This window comes from uncultured Methanobrevibacter sp. (assembly GCF_937881195.1).
Classification (GTDB): Archaea; Methanobacteriota; Methanobacteria; order Methanobacteriales; family Methanobacteriaceae; genus Methanobinarius.
Genome location: NZ_CALGFC010000056.1, coordinates 24886 through 48827, shown reverse-complemented (window position 1 = coordinate 48827; position 23942 = coordinate 24886). Strand labels below are relative to the sequence as shown.

Here is a 23942-nt window from a genome sequence, read left to right as displayed (position 1 = left end):
AATAAAATAAAAATTATTTATCATAAATATGTTCAAATATAGAGTATTTGATTTTATTGCAATTATTTTTAACCTTGGAGGAATTACTATTGACATGAAATGTGGACTTGAAATTCACGTACAGCTGAAAACTGACTCAAAACTATTTTGCGATTGTCCTACTAATTATAAAGATGCTTCAGCAAATACAAATATTTGCCCAGTTTGTTTAAATCAGCCAGGAGCAAAACCATACCCAACTAATGAAAAAGCTTTGGAAAATGCTTTAACAATTGCTTTAATGTTAAATTGTAAAATAGATCAGAATATAACTTATTTCATGCGAAAACATTATGATTATCCCGATTTACCTTCCGGTTATCAGAGGACTTCAGTTCCTATTGGATATGAAGGAGATTTAAATGGTGTTAGGATAAGAGAAATACATATGGAAGAAGATCCAGGGCAATTTAAGCCAGACTTTGGTATAGTTGATTTTAATAGATCGGGAATCCCCCTTGTAGAGATTGTTACAGAACCTGATATGCATTCTCCTGAAGAAGCTCGGCAATTTTTAAAAGAGTTGATTAGGGTATTAAATTATAGTGAATGTGCTCGTGGAGAAGGGACTATGAGAGCAGATGTTAATATTTCTCTCGAAGGAGGAAATCGGGCAGAAATAAAAAACATAAATTCTATAAAAGGAGCATATAAAGCATTGAAATTTGAGATGGTTAGACAAAAGAATCTAATAAAAAGAGGAGTCGAAGTCAAACAAGAAACAAGGGCATTTTTAGAATCTCAGATGATAACTGTTGGAATGAGAACAAAAGAAGATGCTGATGATTATAGATTTATTCCAGATCCAGATTTACCCCCAATTAAGATTAAAAAACAACAACTTGAAGAAGTTGCAGAATCAATGCCAGAAGCACCACACAATAAGGTTAATAGATTTATGAAACAATATGAAATAGATGAAGAAACTGCTAAAACTTTAACTTCTGAGCTTGAATTAGCCAATGCATATGAAAAAGTGGCTGAATCTATAGACCCAATATTTTCTGCAATGTGGATGAGAGATGAGCTCAAAAGAGTTTTAACTTATAATAAATTCGAATTTTCAGAAAGTGAAATAAGTCCTAAGAATATTATAGCTCTATTAACTCTTCTTAAAAATAAAGAGATTACAACAAAAGCTGGGCAAAGAATAGTTGAAAAAATGCCTAAAAATCCAAAATCTCCAAATGAAATAGCTGAAGAATTAGGATTGATTGGAGTAATTAACAAAGACGAAGTAGTAAATGCAGCTAAAAAAGCTATAAATGAAAATCCTATTGCTGTGGAAGATTATAAAACAGGAAAAGGAGCATCACTAAACTTTTTAGTTGGACAGGTCATGAAATTTACTAGAGGAAAAGCAGATCCTGGAGAGACTGTAAAAATATTAAAAAAATTACTTGAATAAAAAATTATTAATCTAAAAAGTTATTAAGGGAAAAATAACTACTTGAAAATTAATAATCAAAGGAAGTATAAAAAATGAGTGGAAAATCTTTAGTAAAAAATTATATGACAAAAGATGTTATTAGTGTTAATCCTAATACACCTAATTCAGAAGTCATAAGATTAATGAAAAACACTGGACACGATGGATTTCCAGTTATAGATGATAATAAACATATTGTAGGAATAGTTACTGCTTTTGACTTATTATTGAAAGAATGGGAAGAATTGGTAAAAGATATTATGTCAACAGAGGTTGTGGTTGCACAGCAAGATATGTCAATCAATGATGCATCTAGAGTAATGTTTAGACAAGGCATTTCAAGATTACCTGTTGTAGGTCGAGACGGAAAACTTAATGGCATAATAACAAATACTGATATGGTTAGATCACACATAGAGAGGTCAACTCCAACTAAAGTAAATTACTTTAAGAAAACTTTAGAACAATTATATGGAATTAAAACAAATTTAAAACGGGAAAAAGTGAGTACTAATGATTTAAGACCTACTCAAGACAAAGTTTATGCTGATGAGTTAGAAGGTAGAACTTACGAACTTAAAAGAGGTTTAGCTGAACCCGCGATTGTTGTGAAAAGTGGAAATAGATGGATACTTGTTGATGGGCACCATAGAGCAGTTGCTGCTAGAAAACTTGGATGCAATGAAATAGATTGTTATGTTATAAATTTAAATAAAGATCTAGAGTTAGGAATGGAAAAAACAGCAGATAAGGCAGGGATACATAGTTTCGATGATATTGAGATTATAGATGATGCACAACATCCCCTTATAGCAATTACAGAAAGTTTAAAGAAAAAAATGCCTGAAAAGATGAAACCTGGAAAATACTGGACTAAAGAAGAAGATGACCCAAATAATTAAAATAAAATAAGAATAATTTTAAAATAATATAGCAAATAATGAAAGTAATTTATTATGATAAAATATTAGATAAAAGAAGGTTCCCTAATGGCTAGTGAAAAGATTATTAGAGATATTTATGAAACATTAGAAGATAGAAAAAACAATCCAATTGATTCATATACTTCTAATATAATGCAAGATAGTGAAAAATTAGCTGAAGATAAAATTTTAGAAAAAATAGGTGAAGAAACTGCTGAAGTCATAATAGCATCTAAAAATAATGAAAATCTAATTCATGAATCTGCTGATTTAATCTTTCATACACTTCTTCTTTTAGTACATAAAGGCATAAGTTTAGATGAATTATTATATGAATTTAAAAAAAGACATGAATAATAGGGACATATGAACAATTGAAAATAATTATTATTATTAATTTTATTATTAAATTTTTAACTATTAAATAAATTATTAAAAATATTTTTACTTATTAGAAATTTATAAAATATATTCCATATTATACATACCCCTTTCTTTATTAAATAACTTAATACTTCTTTTATTAAAAATTTTAAACCCTAAAGATTTATATAATTTCATTGCCCCCTCATTATTAAATTCAGCATCTAAAACGACTCTTTTATATCCTTTTTCTCTTGCAGAGTCAATGATAATTTTCAATATGTTTGTTCCCATACCTTTACCTCTCTGACTTTTATCAATAGCGATCTCAGCCAAATAAATATCATTTGAGAGTGTTTTAGCTAAAACAAAATAATCTAAAATATATATAAAAGAAAAACGAACTCCATCCAAAAATTTCAAATTTTTAATTGCATTCTTGATATCCTTAAATAAAGTATTTTTTTGACCTTTTACAAGATCCAATATTCCAATAATTTCATCAGAATTATTTTCAGGATTTTTATCGTCAAAAATAACATAAAACTTATTTTTAGAATAAATAGAATCCTTAGAACCAATACTAAAATTAGTTATGTCTTTATAATCAATACTAGAACATTTATCCATGTCAAAACTATCTTTTTCTGCATATAGAAGCTTTTCAATAGCAAGAACGGCGTTGTCTTTAGAATCAAATACTTTAATATATGTTCTATAATCTACAGAATAAATAAGCTCGGCAATTTTACGGCAGTCATGTTCATTAGGATTAAATTCTTTAAAAATCATTATAATTCCCCATAAATAATCTAATAGGATATAAAAATATAAATTAATACTATAAAAAATAAAAATGGACCACAAACACTATAAGATAATTATCAATGAATATCACTAATTATTTCAAATTTTTAGCTATTGTAAGTGCGAAAACTCCTGCACCAAAACCATTATCAATATTTACAACAGCAAGGCCTGGAGCACATGATTGTAACATAGAATATAATGCTGCTTTTCCTTTTCCACCAATTCCATATCCCACAGAAGTTGGAACACCAATAACAGGAATGTCAACCAATCCTGCCACAACAGAAGGGAGAGCTCCTTCCATACCCGCACAAACAATAATTGAACAAACTCCCTCTTTAACCATTTTAGCTATTTGAGGAAAGAGCCTATGAATACCTGCTACGCCCACATCGTAAGAATTTATGGCTTTACATCCTCCTTCTTCAATAACAATCCTAGCTTCTTCCCCAACAGGTATATCTGAAGTTCCAGCAGTTATTATACCTATTTTTTTAGTATTTTCATTAAAATTGTTAATATTATCTTTATTTTCAGTACCCTCTAAATTTTCATTATCCTCTAAAATATCTTCAGAAATCATATTTTTAGAATATGAATTTGAATTAATAGATATTTTTAATATTTTAGCTTTAATATTATATTCAAAATTAAAATCATTGGTTAAATAACTTAAATCTTCTTTTAATCTATCATATTTTTCTTTAGATAATCTAGTTATAATAACTGAATTACTGGAGATATTAAAAACATTTTCATCATCGGAAACAGAAATTTTATCATTTTTATTTTTTTTATTAAAATATTCTTTAATTATAGTCAATAAATCATCATATTCTTTTCCTTGAGCAAGAATTGCCTCGGGAAATCCTGTTCTTATCTCCCTATTATTATCAAATTTAGCTATTTCATCTAATTCTAATATATTATTTGCTTTTAGAAGTTTTTCACATGTATCTATGTTAATTTTTCCATCTAAAAGCTCTTTAAGGATTTTTCTCATAATATCACATAATAAATTGAATGATAAAAAAATATTAGTAATCATAAATTAAGAGTTAAATAATTAATATACACATTTTAATATTATAAACAATTTATATATAATTTTATTTATATAACATAAATTAAAATCAAACAAAAAAAAGGCATTATTAATAATAAATTTAAATAAAAAATAATTCTGCCAATAAATATAATTAATAAATTAGTTAATTGTAATAAATTAGTTAATTTTAATGAATTAGTTAATTTTAATAAATTATCCAATTATACTCAAATTTTATATAATATTGAAAAATTATATTAAACACTCACAATAAAAAATCAAACAAAAATATCTTATTAAAAATTGTTAATTAAAAGTCCATTAAAGTATTACATAATTAAGTTTACTGAGTATAGGATGCTTATTGCATAATCATAGAATTAAAAACTATTTCAATGGGTGCCATAAATGAAATTTGCTAGAATATTAGTTGAAGGAACAGTACAAGGAGTTGGATTTAGGCCAACAGTATATAGAGTAGCTAATTCTCTAAATATGGCAGGTTATGTTAGAAATCTTGGAAATGTAGTCGAAATAGTTTTATTTAGTAAAAAAGAAAATGTAAATAATTTTATAGAAGTTCTTAAAAATAAATGCCCCCCAATAGCAAAAATAAACTCAATTAAAACAATTTGGATTGATGAATCAGATTTAGAAAAAGAAATTGAGATTTCAGACAAATTTAATATAATTGAAAGTTCATCAGAATTTTCAGGGGCTTCTATAATCCCTCCAGACCTAGCTATTTGTGATAATTGCTTAAAAGAAATAAATGATCCAACAAATAGACGATATAAATATCCATTTACTGCTTGTACTGATTGTGGACCGCGTTTTACCATAATTGAATCTATTCCATATGATAGAAGTAGAACTACAATGGATGAATTTCCTTTTTGCAGTGAATGTGATGAAGAGTATAAAAATCCAGATGACCGAAGATATCATGCAGAGGCTAGTTGCTGTGAAAACTGTGGACCCTCTTTAAAACTTTTTGATAAAAATAGAAAAGAAATGATAGTTAATAAAGAAAATAATCCTATTGAAGAAGGAGTTAAGCTATTAAATAAGGGAAAAATATTAGCAATAAAAGGCATAGGAGGAACACATTTAGTAGCCAAAGTAACAGATGATAAACCTATCAAAAAACTTAGAAAAAGATTAAATAGGTGTAATCAGCCATTTGCAGTCATGTCAAAGAATTTAAAAACTGTTGAAAAATTTGCTGAAGTATCTAATCTTGAAAAGAAATCATTATTATCTATTGAAAGACCAATAGTTGTTTTAAAAAAGAATAAGGATTATAATTTTTCTAGATTTTTAGTTCCAGAACTCCATAATATTGGAGTTATGCTTCCATATTCCCCATTACACAATCTTATTTTTGATTATACTGAAGAACCTGCGTTTATAATGACTTCTGCAAACATTCCTGGAGAACCAATGATGATTAATAACAATGAAATCTTATCTAATCTCTATGGAATAGCCGATTACTATCTTTTACATGATAGAAAAATTGTAAACCGTTGCGATGATTCTGTAATAAGATATAGAAACAATGAATTATCATTTATAAGAAGATCAAGAGGTTATGTACCTAACCCTTATAACTTAGAAAATTTGAATTGCCTAAACAGAGAGGTTGATGTTTTAGCTCTTGGTCCAGAATTAGATGTTACATTTACTATTCAGAAGCAAGGATTATCTTATGTATCACAACACATTGGAAATACTAATAAATTTAGAACTTATGAATTTTTGCAAGAATCAATAAAAAATATGATGAATCTCACAAAAACAGAAGAATTTGATATAATATCTTGCGATATGCATCCACAATTTTTTACTACACGTTTGGCAAATGAAATGGGTGAAAAATTTAATTGCCCAGTTATTCCTGTTCAGCACCACCATGCACATGGAGCAGTCTTGGCCATTGATAATTCAGTTGATGAATTGATTTTTATAGCAGCTGATGGAGTAGGATATGGGGAAGATGGAACAGCTTGGGGAGGAGAAATAATTTATACTGATATAGTTAACTATAAAAGATTAGCTTCACTAGAACCTCAAAAAATGCCAGGAGGAGATATTTCTACCAAATACCCTGCAAGAATGTTAGCTTCTATATTATTCAATAGTGAATATTATGAAGAAAAAGAACTAGAGAATATTTTAAATTTAAAATATGCAAATTACTTCCAACATAATGAAATAGAGATAAAAAATCTATTGAAACAAATAAAATCTAATTTAAATGTTGGAATAACAACTAGTACTGGAAGAATTTTAGATTCAATTTCAGTGGCACTCAATGTTTGTGGTAAAAGGACTTATGAAGGAGAATGCTCTATGAAATTAGAATCACTAGCCTTTGGAGCAAATGGAGACATAATCATAGAACCTAAATTTAAAAAATATAATAAAAGGCCTGTTCTAGATACTAGCCAGATATTAGTTGATATTATGAATTTAATAGATCAAGGCGAAAATAGAAAAGAAATAGCTTATGCCGGACAAATAGCAGTTAGTGAAGGTTTAGCAAAACTAGCTGTTGATGCAGGAAGAAATCTTGGAATCGATAATATTGGTGCTACTGGAGGTGTCTTCTATAATGAAGCAATAACATTAGCAACAAAAAAATATATTGAAAATGAAGGTTTTAATTTTATTCAACACAAAAACTCTTGTGCTGGTGATGGTTCCATTTCACTTGGACAAGCATTAATATCTTCGTCTAAGCTAAATAATTAACTTAAATTATAATTTAAATTATAAAATTATTTTAAATTCTATTTAAATAATAATTAAAAATTTAATAAATAAACAAAAAGTCTAATAAATAATAAAAACTTCATTTTTATACTTATAAAAATATAAAATTTTTATAAATAATATAAATCTAAAAAGAATCTTAGACAAAATTCAAAATAATATAAATTATAAACCCCTTATAATTATAATACTAAAAATCAAAGCAATAATGAATAATAAAAAATAGAGCCATTAAATTTATTTAAGCTATTTCATTCTAGTTCTTTCAAGTATATACTCTGCCCTATTTTTTAAATTTTCATAAAGCCTAATTTGACTTTTGAGTTCTTCAACAGCTTCCCAATGACCCTGATCAATCCTTTTTTCAATTTCTAATAACTTTGACCATTCATCACCAGAAGGGAGTTGTTTAAGATTAAGTATATCTTCAGATATATTAACATCAAAAGAATTTTCGGTTATAGTTATACTAATAGTAAAATCATTAGGCATATCATAATATTTACGAGGTCTGCCCCTAACAATTTTCTTAAAAGAAGATTCAAGTATTCCTATTTCTTCCATTGCTCTTAAATGCTCAATAATTGCTTTTTGTCCAATTTCAAGCTCTTGAGAAATTTCACTCACAAATCTTGGCTCTTCCCTTAGTAAATTAATTATTTCCCTCCTAGTTCTACATCCCATGACATCAAGAATGTCTTCCATGTCAACATTATTAAATTGATTACTATTATTAGTAATATTATAAGGATTAGGAGTAGCATAACTAGCTAAATTATTATTATCTTCAAATTGACTATTTTCAGCACCAATATTTTGCTTATTGTTCTTTTTATTATTTAGATTATCGTCCATCATAACCATCATATTAACTATATATCGAAACATTTATATAACTTTTTGTTACTATAAGATAATGAGAAAGATAACTTTTTGTTACTTTAATAAATTTAATTAAAAAAGTCCAAAGATAATTAATTTTATTATTAAAAATAACACTAACCTCAACCAAAAATTTTAATATTAAAATAATTATTTAAGATTTTTTATAGTTATGAAAAATCTAAAGTTAATAATTTAAATTCCTCGTTTAGTTAATTGATAGTTAGAGTATATATTGGAAAATTTATTAATAGTATAACAAAATTTTTTCTTTCATCATTTATTATTAAAAAAGGTGAATTAATGGCTAATGATAAAAAAACGATAGGTCTTGAAGAACAGATAAAAGAGATAAAAGAAAAAATGAAACTTCAAGAAAAAGAACTTGGTGATACTCAAAAAGAGTTGAAAACAAAGATAAATGAATTAGCTAATGTGGAAAAAGACCTTGAAGACAAAAATAAAGAAATAAGTGAATATATGTCCCATATTCAACGCCTTCAGGCTGACTTTGAAAATTTTAAAAAACAATCAGAGAAGCAAAAGCAGGAAATTATTAAATTTGCAAATGAAAATTTAATAATAAATATATTAGATAGCTATGAAGACATTGAAAGAGCTCTTGAACAATCTAAAACTGAAAAAGAGTTAAGAGAAGGAATAGAGTTGATATATTCTAAGTTAAAGTCTACTTTAGAAAAAGAAGGGCTTGAAGAAATACCTGCAAAAGGCGAAAAATTTGATCCATTTAAACATGAAGCATTAATGGCTGAAGATAGTGATGAACATGAAAATGGAGAGATTATTGATGAATTAATGAAAGGATACACTCTAAAAGATAAGGTAATTAAATACTCCAAAGTTAGAGTTTGTAAAAAATAGATTAATAAATTTAAATAGATTAATAATTTAAATAAATTAATAATTTAAATAAATTAATAAATTTAATATTCATAAAATTAATTTTAATAAAAAATTATAAATAATTATTAAAAAATATAAAAAAATTATATAGGTGATGTTAATGGCAGATAAAAAAGAAAAAATAATCGGTATTGATTTAGGAACAAGTAACTCTGCTGCAGCAGTTCTTGTTGGTGGAAAACCAACCGTAATACCAAGTGCAGAAGGAGCTAGTCAATATGGTAAAGCATTTCCAAGTTATGTTGCTTTCACTCCAGATGGTCAAAGATTAGTTGGAGAACCAGCTAGAAGACAAGCTGTTACAAATCCTGAAAATACCATTAGTGCAATTAAACGTAGCATGGGGACAGATAGAAAGGTTAAAGTTCAAGGAAAAGAATATACCCCACAAGAGATATCTGCTTTTATATTGCAAAAAATTAAAAAAGATGCAGAATCTTTCCTTGGAGAAGAAGTTAAGAAAGCAGTTATTACTGTTCCTGCTTATTTTGATGATAATCAAAGAACAGCTACTAAAGATGCAGGTACAATTGCAGGTTTAGATGTTGTCCGTCTTGTTAACGAACCAACAGCAGCAAGTTTAGCTTATGGAATTGATAAACAAGAAGATGAAGAAATAGAAATTATGGTATTCGATTTCGGTGGAGGTACTCTTGATGTAACCGTCATGGAATTTGGCGGAGGTGTTTTTGAAGTTAAATCAACCAGTGGTGATACCCAACTTGGTGGAACCGACATGGATAATACCATAATGAATTATTTAGCAGATGAATTTAAGAAAGAAACTGGTATAAACCTTATGGATGATGATCAAGCTGTTCAAAGACTTAGGGAAGCTGCAGAGAAAGCTAAAATCGAACTTTCAACCACCTTAACTAGTGAAGTAAACTTACCATTCATTACTATGGGAACTGATGGAAGTCCTAAAAATTTAATTAATAATCTCACAAGAGCAAAACTTGAAGAATTAGTTGATCCTATTGTTAAAAAATGTGGAAGTCCAATGGAACAAGCATTAAAAGATGCAAAAATGACAAAAGGAGATATAGATAAAATAATTCTTGTTGGTGGACCTACTAGAATGCCAGTAGTTCAAAAATTTGTTGAAAAATACGTAGGAAAAGAAATCGAAAGAGGAATTGATCCTATGGAATGTGTAGCTATGGGTGCAGCTATTCAAGGAGGAGTTTTAGCAGGTGAAATTAAAGATTTAGTACTTCTTGATGTTACACCACTTTCATTGGGTATTGAAACAATGGGAGCAGTTGCAACAAAATTAATAGATCGTAACACAACAATACCTGCTAAAAAAAGCCAAATATTTTCAACAGCAGCAGATAATCAAACTTCTGTAGACATACATGTTCTTCAAGGTGAGAGACCAATGGCCACAGATAATACCACTCTTGGCAGATTCCAATTAGTAGGAATTCCTGCAGCACCGAGAGGAGTTCCACAAATTGAAGTTACATTTGATATCGATGCTAATGGTATTATAAATGTATCTGCAAAAGATATGGGAACTGGTAAAGAACAAGCTATAACAATTACTGCTTCTACAAAATTATCTGATGATGAAATTGATCAAAAAGTCAAAGAAGCAGAAATGCATGCTGAAGAAGATAAAAAGAAACAGGAAGAAATAGAAGTCAGAAATAATGCAGATTCTATGATTTATACTGCAGAAAAGACTGTAGAAGACCTTAAAGATAAAATATCTGATGATGAAAAATCTAAAATTGAAGATTTAGTTAAAGAACTTCGTGAATTAATTGCTGGTGAGGATATTGCAGCTATAAAAGAAAAAACTGAAGAATTAACAAAAATCGTTCAAGAAATTGGTGCAAAAATTTATCAAGAAGCTCAAGCAGCACAAGAAGCACAGCAAGGTGCATCAAATCAAAGTGCAGATCAAGACCCAAATGCAGGTTCTGATGATGACACTATTGATGCTGATTATGAAGTTAAAGATAAATAAACAATTAAATAGGATATATTATCTAAAAAATTTTATATCCTACATTTTTTTTATATAAATTTTTTATATAAATTTTTTATATAAACTAATTTTATTTTAATAATATTTTTATATTTACAATAAACTAATAAAAAATCAATTAATGATAATAAAAATACCTTAATTAATAAAACCCCTTAATCAAAATAAAAATTATAATATTTATTATATTATAAGGAATATTATAAAAAATATTATAAAAAATAAAAATAATTAAATTGTGAATATAATAAATATTTTAAAATATAAAATAGAAAATAAATATAATTAAATTTAACAAAATGATGTTAATAATTATAATTTTTAATATTTAATAATTTTTAATTTTTAGATTATTATAATAATTTATAGGTGAATAAATGCCAGAAAAGCGTGACTATTATGATGTTCTCGGAGTGGAAAAGGGAGCAGATAAAAAAGAGATAAAAAAAGCTTATCGTAAATTAGCTATGAAATACCATCCTGATGTTTCTGAAGATGAAGAAGCTACTGAAAAATTTAAAGAGATAAGTGAAGCTTATGCTGTTTTATCTGATGAAGAAAAAAGAAAGACTTATGATCAATTTGGTCATGCTGGTATGGATGGATTTTCTAATGAAGATATATTCAGAAATGTTAACTTTGAAGATATATTCCAAGGATTTGGTGGCGGATTCGATATGGGAAATATCTTTGAAATGTTTGGATTTGGTGGTGGAAGTAGAAGGGGAGGCCCTCAAAGGGGATCAGATATCTATGCAGAAATAGATATAACTCTAGAAGAAGCTTCCAAAGATATAGAAAAAGATATCCCAATAGTACATGATATAGAGTGTCCAGTATGTCATGGAAGTAAATCCGAACCTGGAAGTAATCCCAAAGAATGCCAAACATGTGGTGGAACCGGACAAGTAAAACAAGTCACTAATACCATATTAGGTCAAATGATGAATGTTAGACCTTGTCCAGAATGTAGAGGAGAAGGGAAAATAATAACAGATCCTTGTAATAATTGTAATGGAAAAGGAAAAGTTAGAGAAAGTAATACAATTACAATAAAAATTCCTGCAGGAGTTGAATCTGGTTCTAGGCTTCGTGTTCCTGGAGAAGGAAATGCTGGAGATATGAATGGAGGATATGGAGACTTAATTGTTTTAATCAATGTTAAGCCTCATGAAAAATTCGAACGAGAAGGAGCCAATCTATATTATGAACAACAAATTAGTTTTGTTCAGGCAAGTCTTGGTGATTTGATAGATATACCTACAATTGATGGAGAAGTAGAACTTAAAATACCTCCAGGAACTCAAAGTGGAAGTGTATTTCGTTTAAGAGGGCAAGGCATGCCAATAATGAGAAGAAATTCAAAGGGGAACCTTTATGTTACAGCTAATGTTGTTGTTCCTCAAAAATTAAATGAAAAACAAAAAGAATTACTTAAGGAATTTGCTGATATAAGTGGTGAGGAAATAAAAACTTATGAAAAAGGATTTTTTGATAAGGTAAAAGAAGCTATTAATCATTAAATCTCTTTAACTAATTTATTGTTTGAAAATTTTTATATCAATATAAATTTTATATTTAAAATAGATTTATATTTATATTTAATATAAAATTAATATTTAATAATTTTTATTTATCATTATTTCAATTTTTCATATTTTTTTTCATATTTTTTAAATAAATATTTAATAATTTTTGTATTTTAACATATATTATTTATATTAAAAATTTTTTTATGTAATATTAATAATTGAAATAATAATAAATAAAATATTAATAAATAAAATATTTGGAATAATATTTGAAACTGAACAATAGTAATATAAAAACAACTAATCAATAATTCTTACCTTTAATTGTATATATTATTAGCCAAAGACCTAATATAGCACTAAAAATAAATCCAATAATTCCTAAAAAAGGCAAACCTAAAATCGTGAATCCTTTATCAGATAGTATAACAAGTGAAGACCCTATAAGAAGTGCGGATAAGATCATAGAAATTGAAATTCTATTAATCATCTTTTCTAGGTTTTTATGTTCTAGTTCAATAAGCAATTTACCTTCTTCTAATTTATATAATGTTTTAGATATATTTATAGGAAGTGTTTTTAATATATGTTCAATTTCAAAAATGTTATCCTTAAGAAAACTAAATAATCTAAATGGACTTAATCTTCTGAGTGTTATTTTTCGGACATAAGGCTCAAGTGTAGAAATAGTATCAAAGTTTGGATCTAATTCTATTCCTGTTTCTTCAAGCATAGAAAGTCCTTTAGAAATCAAAACAAATTCTCTAGGCAAAATAACATCATAAGTCCGCATGACAGATATAATATCCATCATACCGCCATGAACTCCTTTTAATTCAATTCCATAATATTTATTCATTAAATCAGTTAAATCATAGGTTAACTCTTTTTTATCTATACGTTCACTTAAAATACCCATATAAGATAGTTGATTAATCATACCTTTAACATTCTTTTCAATGAAATATATGAATAATTCAGTCAAATTTTCACGAAATTCATCATCAAGAAAACCCATCATCCCAAAATCAATATAACAAATGACATTATTTTTCAAGATATAAATATTTGATGGATGAGGATCTGCATGAAAGAATCCATAATCAATAATTTGTTTGAAATAAGAATTCATTCCCCTTTTAGCTATTAACTTTTTGTTATAAACCCCTTTTGATAGTATAACATCTGAAACTTTTTCGCCATCAATATATTCCATTGTAAGTACTTTTTTAGTTGAAAGTTCAAAAAATGATTTGGGAACATAAACAGTTGAATCATCTTCAAAAATCTTTTTAAAATGATCCATATTATTTAATTCTTGATTATAATCTATTTCTTTTAAAATAGATCTTTCAAATTCATTAATTACTGTAGGAAAATTATAAGGTTTGGCTTTTGGAATATATTGATCAATTCGTTTAGCCAAAAATTTCATTATAGCTAAATCACTCTTTATTAAATCTTCAATATCTGGTTTTTGAATTTTAACTGCAACATAAGGCCCATTTTTTAATTTAGCTATATGTACCTGACCAATTGAAGCAGTTGACAAAGGAATTTCATGAAAAATATCAAAATTATCCCCAATAGGACCCCCTAACTCTTCTTCGACAATTTTTTTTATTTCAGAAAAAGGTACTGTTGGATTATCAGCCTGCATTTTAGAAAATTCAGAAGCAATTGATTCCCCAACCAAATCAGGTCTAGTACTTATCATTTGCCCTAATTTAATATATGCTGGACCCAATTCTTGTAAAGTTTTTCTTAATCGAATAGGAAGTGAATCATCAAGCTCTTGTAATGATTCATATTTTTTAGAACGTTTGAAAAATGGTATTTTATGTTTTAAGCCAATTTTCTCAATTACAAAATCAAATTCATATTTACTGAAAACTTTTAATATTTCATTTAATCTTTTCAGATTTGTGTTGTTTCCCCTTTTAATTATATTCATAATTAATTAATATATTTTAATATTATAAATAATTATATATAAACTATTTAAAATGAAAAAATATATCACAATTTGAAAAAATAAATGATTATATACACGATTGAAAAATAGAAAAATAATAAATATGAAACTTATAATAGAAATATAAAATAAGCACATATTAAACAAAAATTATATAATTATGTGCAATAAATACTTAATTTTCATGAAAATATGAATATTTTATTAAAACGCAAATATTCTATGAAAATATAAATATATTATGATTAACTATAACATAAATATAAGAACCGTATAATCTCCAAATCATATAACTAATTTTATATATTGTCCCCATTATACTATTAATTAGTTAATCAATCATACTTTTAATGTATTAAATAATACCAGATTATTTTAAAAACACAATGGAAAAAAATTTAACATTAAAATTTTGTTTTTTATTTGTTTTATTGATTAACTAACATTTAAAACATTAAAAGGGGGAAAAATCTTTGAAAATCAATAAAAACACAATAATGAGTATTTTACTCATTATGAGTTTATCTTTGGGAATTTTTTTAGCATCAGATGTTGTTTCAGCAGCTGAAGATAATATATATGTTTCAAACAATGGAAATGATTCTTCGGGAACTGGCTCAATTGATAATCCTTACAATTCAATAGGTAAAGCTATCAATCAATCAGGAGATTCGGATGATATTAATATTAGATTAGATGAGGGAATCTTTCAAGGAGAAAATAATACAAAAATTGAAATTAATAAATCTCACAAAACCCAAGGAGGTAGCATATATATAATCGGTAAAGGAATAGACAAAACATTTATTGATGGAAATTCTGTTTCATACATATTTAATATAAAAACAAGTTCTATTATTTATTTATACAACCTAACTATTATTAATTGTTCCAATATAAATGGAGGATCCATATCAAATTATGGTGATTTAACTATTATTAATTGTAATTTTGAGAATAATATTGCAACTCAAAGAGGAGGAGCAATCTGGAACAATGGAACAATGACCATAATAAACACTGAATTTAAAAATAACCAAATAACAACAATTCAAGGTGCAACCAATAATGATTATGGAGGAGGAGCAATATTAACCCATGGAAATCTAACAGTCCAAAACTCAATATTCGAAAATAATACAGCAGCAAGCAAAAACCAAGAACCAGGAGGAGATGGTGGCTCAGGAGGAGCAATTCTCATATTAGACAACATTAACAATGTTTTAATATACAACACCACATTTACAAAAAATAATGCAAGACACGGCGGAGCAGTAATGTTCTTTGACAATTACAAAAGAAACCAAGGAACCAAAACCATAGACAACTGTACATTCGACAACAACACAGCACTATACGCAGCACTCACAATATACTCACAAGTAACCGTAAACAACAGCATATTCAACAACAACTTAGCAACAGGAACAGGATCCGCAAATAGAACACCAGGAGCTGCCGCAATAAACGTATTATATGGAGATTATGGAGCAAACGCAACAATCACAAACTGTAACTTTACAAACAACAAAGCAATTAATCAAGAACTAGGATCAGAAGCAGGAGCAATAGGAATATACAACAACGCAACAGCATACATACAAAACTGTAACTTCATAAATAACACAGCAACACAAGGAGGAGCAATATACAACTCCAAATCAAACACAACAATAGAAAACTCCACTTTCACAAACAACAACGCAACAAACGGAGGAGCAATCTGGAACAATAATATAATAAGTATAAAAAACTCTAAATTCACAAATAATCAAGTTACATCAAATGGTGGTGCCATCTATAACAATGCTACTAATTTCTTTATAATTAACAGTAATTTTACAAACAACGCCGCAAATTATGGCAGTATTATTTACTCATATACTCCTATTTTATTTAAAAATAATATTGTGCATAGTTTTGATGATATTGGGTTATATTTAGCTACTAATAATTCTTCTAGTGATATTAGTAACAATGAATTTTATACAAAAATAAATAATAGTAATTTAGAGATAAATGGCTTTTATGTAAATGGTAGTTTTAAAAATAATATTTTCAATATTATGATAAATGCCGATAATATTACTGTTAAGGAGATTCATAATAATAGTGATTATTATATTTTAGAAGTTAATGGAATTAACAATAAAATCATTAATAATGATATAAATGGACATATTATTTTGAATAGCAATAATAATCGTATTAATGGAAATAATATGAAAAATAATAAAAATAATACTCTCATTACTGTTAAAGGAAAAGAAAATAGAATAGAGAATAATGTTTTAATACTAAATAATAATCAAGTCGGTTTAGCTATTTCTGGTGTTAAAAATCTCATACAAAATAATAATATATCTAATGGAAATAATGCAATAATTATTACTGGTTCTGAGAATAAAATCAATAAAAATATGATAAAATATTCTATAAGTGGAATAACAAACAATAACAAAAACAATAATATCACTAACAACCAAATAACTAATACTAAATACGGCATTATAAGTAACGGAAACAATGCAAAAATTTATAATAATAAACTAAACAATAATTATAACGGCATAGTCATATCCGCTAAAAACAATAACATAATTAATAATTTCCTATCTAATGGAAGCAAAGCAATAATTAACAAAGGATCTAGTAGTGTAATTAAAAATAATATAATAAAAAATTATACTACAGGTATAGAAAATACAAACAAAGCAACTATACTTAATAACCAAATAACCAATAGCGAATATAGTATAATTAATAAAGCATCTTTTTGCACTATCAGTAAAAATACCATCAAAGGAAGTAAATTTTATGGAATAAAAAGCACAGGAGACAAAAATCAAATTACAAGTAATTATTTAAATAAAAATACTAATGGAATATATAATCAAGGAAATACAAACAGCATTAATAAAAATAAAATAGGTTCCTCAAAAAATAGCATAAAATTAACAGGCGATAAAAATAAAATAATCAGTAATGAAATAACTAAAACTAGTAATTATGGATTTTATATTAATGGAAATATTAATAAAATACAATCTAATAAAATAAAAGGTAAAATTAAGGAATCTGGTTACGGAATTTACACTTATAAAAATAGTAAAAACAACGAAATCAAATCCAATACTATTTATAGGTTTAAATATGGTCTTAAAATCAAAAAAGGACAAAAATCTAATGTCATAACTAAAAATATCATAACTAAAAACAAATATGGGCTAACCACAAGTTATAAATTCTATAATAAATCAAATAGAATAATAAAAAACAATAAAAACTACAAAATTGAATAAAAATAAAGGATAACATATAATTATCCTTAATTTTCTTTTTTTAAAAAAATATTTTTTGAATATTATAATATGAAAATATACATCTTTTCAAAATCATTCTATTTTTAGATTAAAAAATCTGGTTTATTTTTATTTTTAGATTTATTTTATAATATTAAATATCATCATGAAAAAAATTTTATATAATTTATATGAAAAATTATCGATATTATTTAACTCTTTTTTATAGAAAGTTCTCCTTTGAATTAAATATATTATTTTAAAATCAGTTTCTAAAAACTTCATTATTACAAGCCTATTTATTAATTTTTAGCTTGTAATCTCTTAAATTATATCTAAAATTAACTAGAACGGTTAAAACCCCAAAAGAAGGATAATTGATAGCATGCTAAGAGTAACCCACCTTCTGTTTCTACAGTATTCATCTACGCGGACTACCTTGCCTACCACAGAGGATCAAAAGCAAACTTGTCCTTGCACCCTATAGAATGGCCGTTTCACCGGTCCTTTTAATGTCAATCAAGCAATACCTATCATATTCATTCATTAAAAGACGTGTCGTTTCTGCTCCAGAGTCATACTTCTCAGCATATGTCTTTAAACATTATAGTTCTGTGTGATGGATGGAGTTTCCTTAGTTAAAAATAACCAGCAACTGTCTTTAGCTTGCTATCAATAAATAAATTATGTATCTTATTATTAATAAGTTTAATTAAGATCAAATATTTAATTATATAAAGTAATCACATAAAGATAATGTAATTACCTAAAGAATAATTAATTATACAAAGATGAAAAATTAAAATATATTTCTGAATATAGATTTTAAAATATTAATATTAATTCAAATCTTTATAAATAAAAAAAAGATACCGAATATATAAAAATGAAACAAATTATAATTTATTTAATTTCTATTTTAAATATAAATCAATTTATATCTTATTTATAATTATAATAAATTAAATTAAAAAAAATAGTGCAAAAAATAATAATTAAATTAGAATAGCAGGGCCTAGATTTGAACTAGGGCTCTCGGGGTTATGAGCCCCGCGGGATCACCAGACTACCCCACCCTGCTAAATGAATATAATATATTAAATAAATAATGTATAAAAAACAAATCGTCTTTTTTAATTATACTTTAAAATAATATGAATCTTAATAATGATTTTGATTACTAATAAAAATAGTCATCATCCAAATATATGTTTTAATAGTATATAAAGCTTTCTATGAAACCATGATTTCTATAAAATTTTATAATTGAAATTTACATAGAATAGAATCATGATGATAAAAAAATAATTAAAATAAAATATAATAAAGAGATTAAATAAAAAAAGGAGAAGATAAATTAAAAATAATAGTATTATCCATTATATTTATTCTTCATCTTCAAGTTTATTCAATCTTTTATCTATAGATTCTAATCTTTCATTAGTGAATTCCCTATATTCATTAAATCTTTTGGTTAATTCATCTACACCCATAGATACTAATTCATATCTTTTTTCAAGGACATTAATATCTTCTTTAGTAGCTAATGACCAATCTTTAATTAATTCGTCACTTTTTTCATCTAAAAAAGAGTCAATTTTTTTTGAAAAAGAATCTGTACTAATATTTGGCATATCAATGTCTTTGAATTTAACTTTTAATTTTTCTCCCATAGAAGTATTTGAATCTGAATTTGCATTTTGAGCCATATTTACACCACCAGTTGGAACTTGTTCTCCTTCATTTTTATTTTGAATATTTGAAGGAATATATTCTTTAACTTTACCCATAGCTTCTGCATTATTTTGCAAATAGTAATATAACAAGACAATTATTGCACCTGCAAGTATTAAAATTGCTAAAGCTTCTAAAGCATCCATAATAACACCTCACTATAGTTTTCCTTTTTTAAGGAGTTGTTTTTCCTTAACTTCAATTTCTTTAAGCATTTGTTCAAGCTTTCTTTGCTCAGTTTGAGCTTCTAATCTAGCTAACCTTTCATTAATTTCACTGTGTAAATATCCAACATCTCCCATTATATCAGATGTGGATTTACGAATGCCGGAAAGATTTTCTTGCTGTTCTTTAGGTAATTGAATTGGATTTTCCATTAATCGCTTTGATTCTAAGTCTTTTTCGACCATACTGATTTTTTTAAGCTCTATTTCTGTTTCCATTATTCGAACAGTATTCTGAGATTCTCTAACACGTCTCCACTGCATAACTATTATTATAATAGCTATTAGAGCAATGATGGCGATAACCACAATGAATATCTGGTTAACTGATATCGTATTTATACCAGATACAACCACATTTGCCATAAATTTTACCTCATTTTTAAAAAAATTTTACTACCTATTAATCTATTTTCTTTATATTAACAAAGACTAAATATATAATAATATTTGTTTATAAAAGTATATAAAAATTTTGTAAAAATATGAGCATATAATCAATATTCACAAAATATAATTAGTATGTTATTACAATTATAATACATAGTTTAAAATGATATAACATGCCTAATATAATAAGATTATACTTAGAATAATGATATTATAGTTAAAATAATTTATTTTATATTTATATAAAAAAATAAGATGAAAACATGATAGAATCATATGAAAAAGCTGGAAAAATTGTTTCAAAAGTTAGAAAAGATGCAATTAAACTTATAAAAGATGATTTATTAATATTGGACTTAGTGGAGTTTGTGGAAAGTGAAATTATAAAAGCAGGAGCAGGTATAGCTTTTCCTTGTAATGTGTCAGTAAATGAGATAACTGCACATTATACTGCCCCATACAATGATGAAACAAAAATATCTACTGGAGATTTAGTTAAATTAGATTTAGGAGCCCATATTGATGGTTATATAGCAGATTCCGCAATAACTATAATGGTTCCTGGAAAAGATCTTGAGGAAAAATATGATGATGATATTATAAATAAAAACAAAGAAATGATTGAAAGTTCATATGCAGGACTTGAAGCAGCCATTAGTACTGTTAAACCGGGTGTTGAAATTGGGAAAATAGGTAAAGCTGTGCAAGAAGCAATAAATAGCTATGGCTTTAACCCAATAGCTAATTTAGCAGGACATAGTCTAGAACATTGGAATTTACATTCAGGATTGTCTATTCCTAGTATTGATGATAAAAGTACTGCAAAATTGAAAGAAGGAGACGTAATAGCTATAGAACCTTTTGCTACTGATGGTGTTGGGTGGGTAACCGACCTACAAGGCACTTATATATTTAGGTATTTAAAAGATAAACCTTTTAGAATGGCCCATACAAACAAAGTTTTAAACGAGATAAAAACTAATTATAATTCATTGCCATTTTCTATTAGATGGTTAACAAAAAAATTTAATCCAAATAGGTTAAATAGCTCCATGAGGCAACTTTCAGAAGCAATGGCAATATATCCTTATCCTGCATTAAAAGAAAAAACTAATTGTTGGGTTTCTCAAAGCGAACATACTGTTATTGTCGAAGGAGATGGATGTACAATTACAACTAAATAGTCTATAATATATGAAAAATAATTAAAAAAAAAATAATTATAATAATTTAAATGAACATTAAAAAAGATAATTAATTTTTGAATCTATTTTTAATTAATTATCTAAAACATACTAATCTTTTTAACTTTTTTTATGTTTAGTCAAATTCCATATAAATTAATCTATCATGCATGATATTTAGTATATACTGCATCAAATTATTTTATTACACTAATTACCATCAAATAACAATAATAAATTAAAATTTATTGATAATTATTTGTTTTCAATTATTCTATTTATAAACCCTATTTAATTTTTAACATAATAAATGAAATTGAATTTAAAAACTATAATTTATGATTAAATTAATTAAAAATATATAAAAATAGAAATTTCAATAAGATAATTAATAAGATAATTATATAATAATATTCTTTTAATTTAAGAAAATATTTTAGTAAATTAAATACTTTTTATTAATTATTATAAAATAAAAACGATTTTTATTGGTAAATTTAAATAATAAATTTGTGAAATCTATATAAAAAAATTATTAAAATAGATTATTAGAAAATAAAGTTATAATTAAATAAAGTTTAATAATAAGCCTAAAAATAGAATTTAAATTTTAGGAAGATAAAATTAATATGATTAATTTTAGGAAAATAAATATTAATTAAAAAAAAAAATAAAAATAAAAATGAAAATAGATTTAGAATGGAACAGGAAGTCCCAATTCTCTTCTACTATCACTTTCTTTCTTAGCGCCGTCTTTTTTACCTTGTGCTAGTTTTTCAAGTAGTGGTAAACCTGGTTTTACTCCATCCATTGGTTTGGTTTCAATAATTCCAGCTTCAACAGCTTGATCAAATATAGAAGCACCAGCATCAGTTCTTTTAAGAACAGTAGACCATCCATCTGGAGATCCTACAGAACCTGTGGATACATCTGCTAATTCAGCAGTGTAATCAGGACATATATTACATCCTGCTTGTTCATATCCATGAGTTTCTTTTAAAGGAAGACCAATGTCTTCTCCTAGTGCTTTAATCCAGAATTTACCTTTTCCAATGTCCATCTTTTCAGTTACATCAGGTGAAGATTTCATTTTTTCACTGATGAAAGTTTCAAGTGAAGCAAATGGGAAGTTTTCCATACAGAAAATACCAACAATCAATGCTAATTTATCAGCTAAAAATCTTGTTCCAAATGGATAAGATTGTGTTTTTCTGATACCTTGTAATTGACATGGAATTCCAACAGTACCCACTTTTTCAAGACCATATTGTCTAACAGCTTTCTTTAATGCTGCTACATTTGGGGAAAAAGTGTATTTTGTTCCTGCTGCAGAAAGAATTTCGTCAGAAGTCATTGCAACCAGAGGTTCTGGTTTCCATAATTCTTCACTAGGTCCTGCTACTACAGCCCCTTCAATAATTCCTTCATCTAGTGCATAGGATAATAATGCTGTTACTATTCCACCATCTTGTGAGACTTTTTGGATTTGTTTATCAGTAGCTCTTGCAGATACAGCTTCTTTATAAGTACCTAATACCATTTTAAATCCTCCTATAGTCCTAAATCCTTATTGATCTGTTCTGAAGGGAACCAGCTTCTTGGACAGTGAGTGTAACATACTCCACACTTAATACATCTGTCTATATTTACATCTGGCCTACCTTCTCTCATCTCAATAGCTCTTGTCTGACAAGACATTGCACAAGTTCCACATCCAGTACAGATGGATTTATTAACAATGTTTTTCTGTAAGTCACAACCACAATTAGCAGTACAGCCTGCCATATCGAGCATAGGTTGTAAATAATCCATGTCCCCATTTATAAGTGCAACAACTGTTTTAGCTACAATTTCTGGAGAGACTGGGCAACCGGGGATTGCGCAATCTACTTGTACTATGTCACCAATTGGTAAAAATGCTTCATGTTTTGGTTGTGCTTGTTGTCCACCACGAGAGAAACGTGTGAAACATCCATTCATAGCACAAGACCCAAAAGCACATACTAATTTTGCTTTTTCTCTTACTTTTTTAAGTTCATGCATACTATGTCCATCTTGTAAACAGACAGAACCTTCTACTAATGCTAAATCCATTTCTGGCATGTCCTCAACCATATCTTTGTGACCTTGGTTGACTCCATCATCATACCATACATCTGCTAAAGTTTGTCCATATACAATTTCTACCATATCAGTAAGTAGGTCGGCGAGTATGTCATAATTTTCTGTTAATGCCATACCATCACCAGAACACCCACTTAAATGAATATATCCTATTCTTGGTTTTTCAGCCACTTTTTCAACCTCCTGTTGTGAAGATTCATCATCTTTTGGCTTAATTGGCTTAGCTTGTTTTTCTGGTTTACCTCCAAGTCCTAAAAACCTTTTAATTCTTGCAAGCATTTG

17 protein-coding genes, 1 tRNA gene and 1 other RNA gene are annotated in these 23942 nt (G+C 26.9%); 9 read left to right on the top strand and 10 right to left on the bottom strand.

Features of this window, described 5'->3' with window-relative positions; genetic code table 11:
• Positions 1 to 94: 94 nt before the first annotated feature.
• The 3 genes from gatB (at position 95) to hisE (ending at position 2748) form a co-directional block, all read left to right on the top strand.
• Positions 95 to 1447, top strand: a complete 1353-nt coding sequence (gatB, locus tag Q0087_RS07620; protein WP_297899175.1) for an Asp-tRNA(Asn)/Glu-tRNA(Gln) amidotransferase subunit GatB — start codon at positions 95 to 97, stop codon at positions 1445 to 1447.
• Positions 1448 to 1521: 74 nt separating this feature from the next.
• A complete protein-coding gene (locus Q0087_RS07615; protein ID WP_297899133.1) occupies positions 1522 to 2370 on the top strand; it encodes a CBS domain-containing protein in 849 nt (282 codons plus the stop codon).
• A gap of 87 nt (positions 2371 to 2457) precedes the next feature.
• Entirely contained in the window at positions 2458 to 2748 is a 291-nt protein-coding gene (gene hisE, locus Q0087_RS07610; protein ID WP_297899131.1) for a phosphoribosyl-ATP diphosphatase, read from the top strand.
• A 102-nt stretch (positions 2749 to 2850) separates the two neighbouring features.
• Here the strand turns inward: hisE and Q0087_RS07605 are convergent, their stop codons facing one another.
• Complete coding sequence (locus Q0087_RS07605; RefSeq protein ID WP_297899129.1) at positions 2851 to 3546, bottom strand: N-acetyltransferase; 696 nt, start codon at positions 3544 to 3546, stop codon at positions 2851 to 2853.
• A 109-nt stretch (positions 3547 to 3655) separates the two neighbouring features.
• On the bottom strand, positions 3656 to 4567 hold the full coding sequence (gene larB, locus Q0087_RS07600) for a nickel pincer cofactor biosynthesis protein LarB (RefSeq protein ID WP_297899127.1): 912 nt from the start codon (positions 4565 to 4567) through the stop codon (positions 3656 to 3658).
• 453 nt (positions 4568 to 5020) lie between these two features.
• Here larB and hypF point away from each other — a divergent pair, with 453 nt between their 5' ends.
• Complete coding sequence (hypF, locus tag Q0087_RS07595) at positions 5021 to 7369, top strand: carbamoyltransferase HypF (protein ID WP_297899125.1); 2349 nt, start codon at positions 5021 to 5023, stop codon at positions 7367 to 7369.
• A 267-nt stretch (positions 7370 to 7636) separates the two neighbouring features.
• On the opposite strand, the gene Q0087_RS07590 is transcribed toward hypF, so the two are convergent.
• Positions 7637 to 8095, bottom strand: coding sequence for an ArsR family transcriptional regulator (locus tag Q0087_RS07590; RefSeq protein WP_297899173.1), 459 nt, complete (start codon positions 8093 to 8095; stop codon positions 7637 to 7639).
• 480 nt (positions 8096 to 8575) lie between these two features.
• On the opposite strand from Q0087_RS07590, the gene Q0087_RS07585 reads away from it, so the two are divergent.
• The 3 genes from Q0087_RS07585 to dnaJ all read left to right on the top strand — a co-directional run bounded on the left by Q0087_RS07585 (position 8576) and on the right by dnaJ (position 12718).
• Positions 8576 to 9154, top strand: coding sequence for a nucleotide exchange factor GrpE (locus Q0087_RS07585; protein WP_297899123.1), 579 nt, complete (start codon positions 8576 to 8578; stop codon positions 9152 to 9154).
• Positions 9155 to 9296: 142 nt separating this feature from the next.
• Positions 9297 to 11174, top strand: a complete 1878-nt coding sequence (dnaK, locus tag Q0087_RS07580; RefSeq protein WP_297899120.1) for a molecular chaperone DnaK — start codon at positions 9297 to 9299, stop codon at positions 11172 to 11174.
• Positions 11175 to 11572: 398 nt separating this feature from the next.
• Positions 11573 to 12718, top strand: a complete 1146-nt coding sequence (gene dnaJ / locus Q0087_RS07575) for a molecular chaperone DnaJ (protein ID WP_297899118.1) — start codon at positions 11573 to 11575, stop codon at positions 12716 to 12718.
• A 313-nt stretch (positions 12719 to 13031) separates the two neighbouring features.
• Here the strand turns inward: dnaJ and Q0087_RS07570 are convergent, their stop codons facing one another.
• Positions 13032 to 14681 carry an AarF/ABC1/UbiB kinase family protein gene (locus Q0087_RS07570; protein ID WP_297899117.1) on the bottom strand — a complete coding sequence of 550 codons (1650 nt, stop codon included), beginning with the start codon at positions 14679 to 14681 and terminating at the stop codon, positions 13032 to 13034.
• A gap of 494 nt (positions 14682 to 15175) precedes the next feature.
• On the opposite strand from Q0087_RS07570, the gene Q0087_RS07565 reads away from it, so the two are divergent.
• Positions 15176 to 18004 carry a right-handed parallel beta-helix repeat-containing protein gene (locus Q0087_RS07565; RefSeq protein ID WP_297899115.1) on the top strand — a complete coding sequence of 943 codons (2829 nt, stop codon included), beginning with the start codon at positions 15176 to 15178 and terminating at the stop codon, positions 18002 to 18004.
• 383 nt (positions 18005 to 18387) lie between these two features.
• On the opposite strand, the gene rnpB is transcribed toward Q0087_RS07565, so the two are convergent.
• The 4 genes from rnpB to Q0087_RS07545 form a co-directional block, all read right to left on the bottom strand.
• An RNA gene (gene rnpB, locus Q0087_RS07560) (RNase P RNA component) lies at positions 18388 to 18674 on the bottom strand.
• A 336-nt stretch (positions 18675 to 19010) separates the two neighbouring features.
• Positions 19011 to 19085: transfer RNA gene (locus Q0087_RS07555), tRNA-Met, on the bottom strand.
• Between the two features lie 304 nt (positions 19086 to 19389).
• A complete protein-coding gene (locus Q0087_RS07550) occupies positions 19390 to 19884 on the bottom strand; it encodes a hypothetical protein (RefSeq protein WP_297899113.1) in 495 nt (164 codons plus the stop codon).
• 12 nt (positions 19885 to 19896) lie between these two features.
• Positions 19897 to 20328, bottom strand: coding sequence for a hypothetical protein (locus Q0087_RS07545; RefSeq protein ID WP_297899111.1), 432 nt, complete (start codon positions 20326 to 20328; stop codon positions 19897 to 19899).
• 287 nt (positions 20329 to 20615) lie between these two features.
• Between Q0087_RS07545 and map the strand changes: the two genes are divergently transcribed.
• Positions 20616 to 21536 (top strand): type II methionyl aminopeptidase, encoded by a 921-nt coding sequence (map, locus tag Q0087_RS07540; RefSeq protein ID WP_297899109.1) that lies wholly within the window; start codon positions 20616 to 20618, stop codon positions 21534 to 21536.
• A gap of 694 nt (positions 21537 to 22230) precedes the next feature.
• On the opposite strand, the gene frhB is transcribed toward map, so the two are convergent.
• Positions 22231 to 23076 carry a coenzyme F420 hydrogenase subunit beta gene (gene frhB / locus Q0087_RS07535; RefSeq protein ID WP_297899107.1) on the bottom strand — a complete coding sequence of 282 codons (846 nt, stop codon included), beginning with the start codon at positions 23074 to 23076 and terminating at the stop codon, positions 22231 to 22233.
• 11 nt (positions 23077 to 23087) lie between these two features.
• Entirely contained in the window at positions 23088 to 23939 is an 852-nt protein-coding gene (gene frhG / locus Q0087_RS07530) for a coenzyme F420 hydrogenase subunit gamma (protein WP_297899105.1), read from the bottom strand.
• Positions 23940 to 23942: the final 3 nt, after the last annotated feature.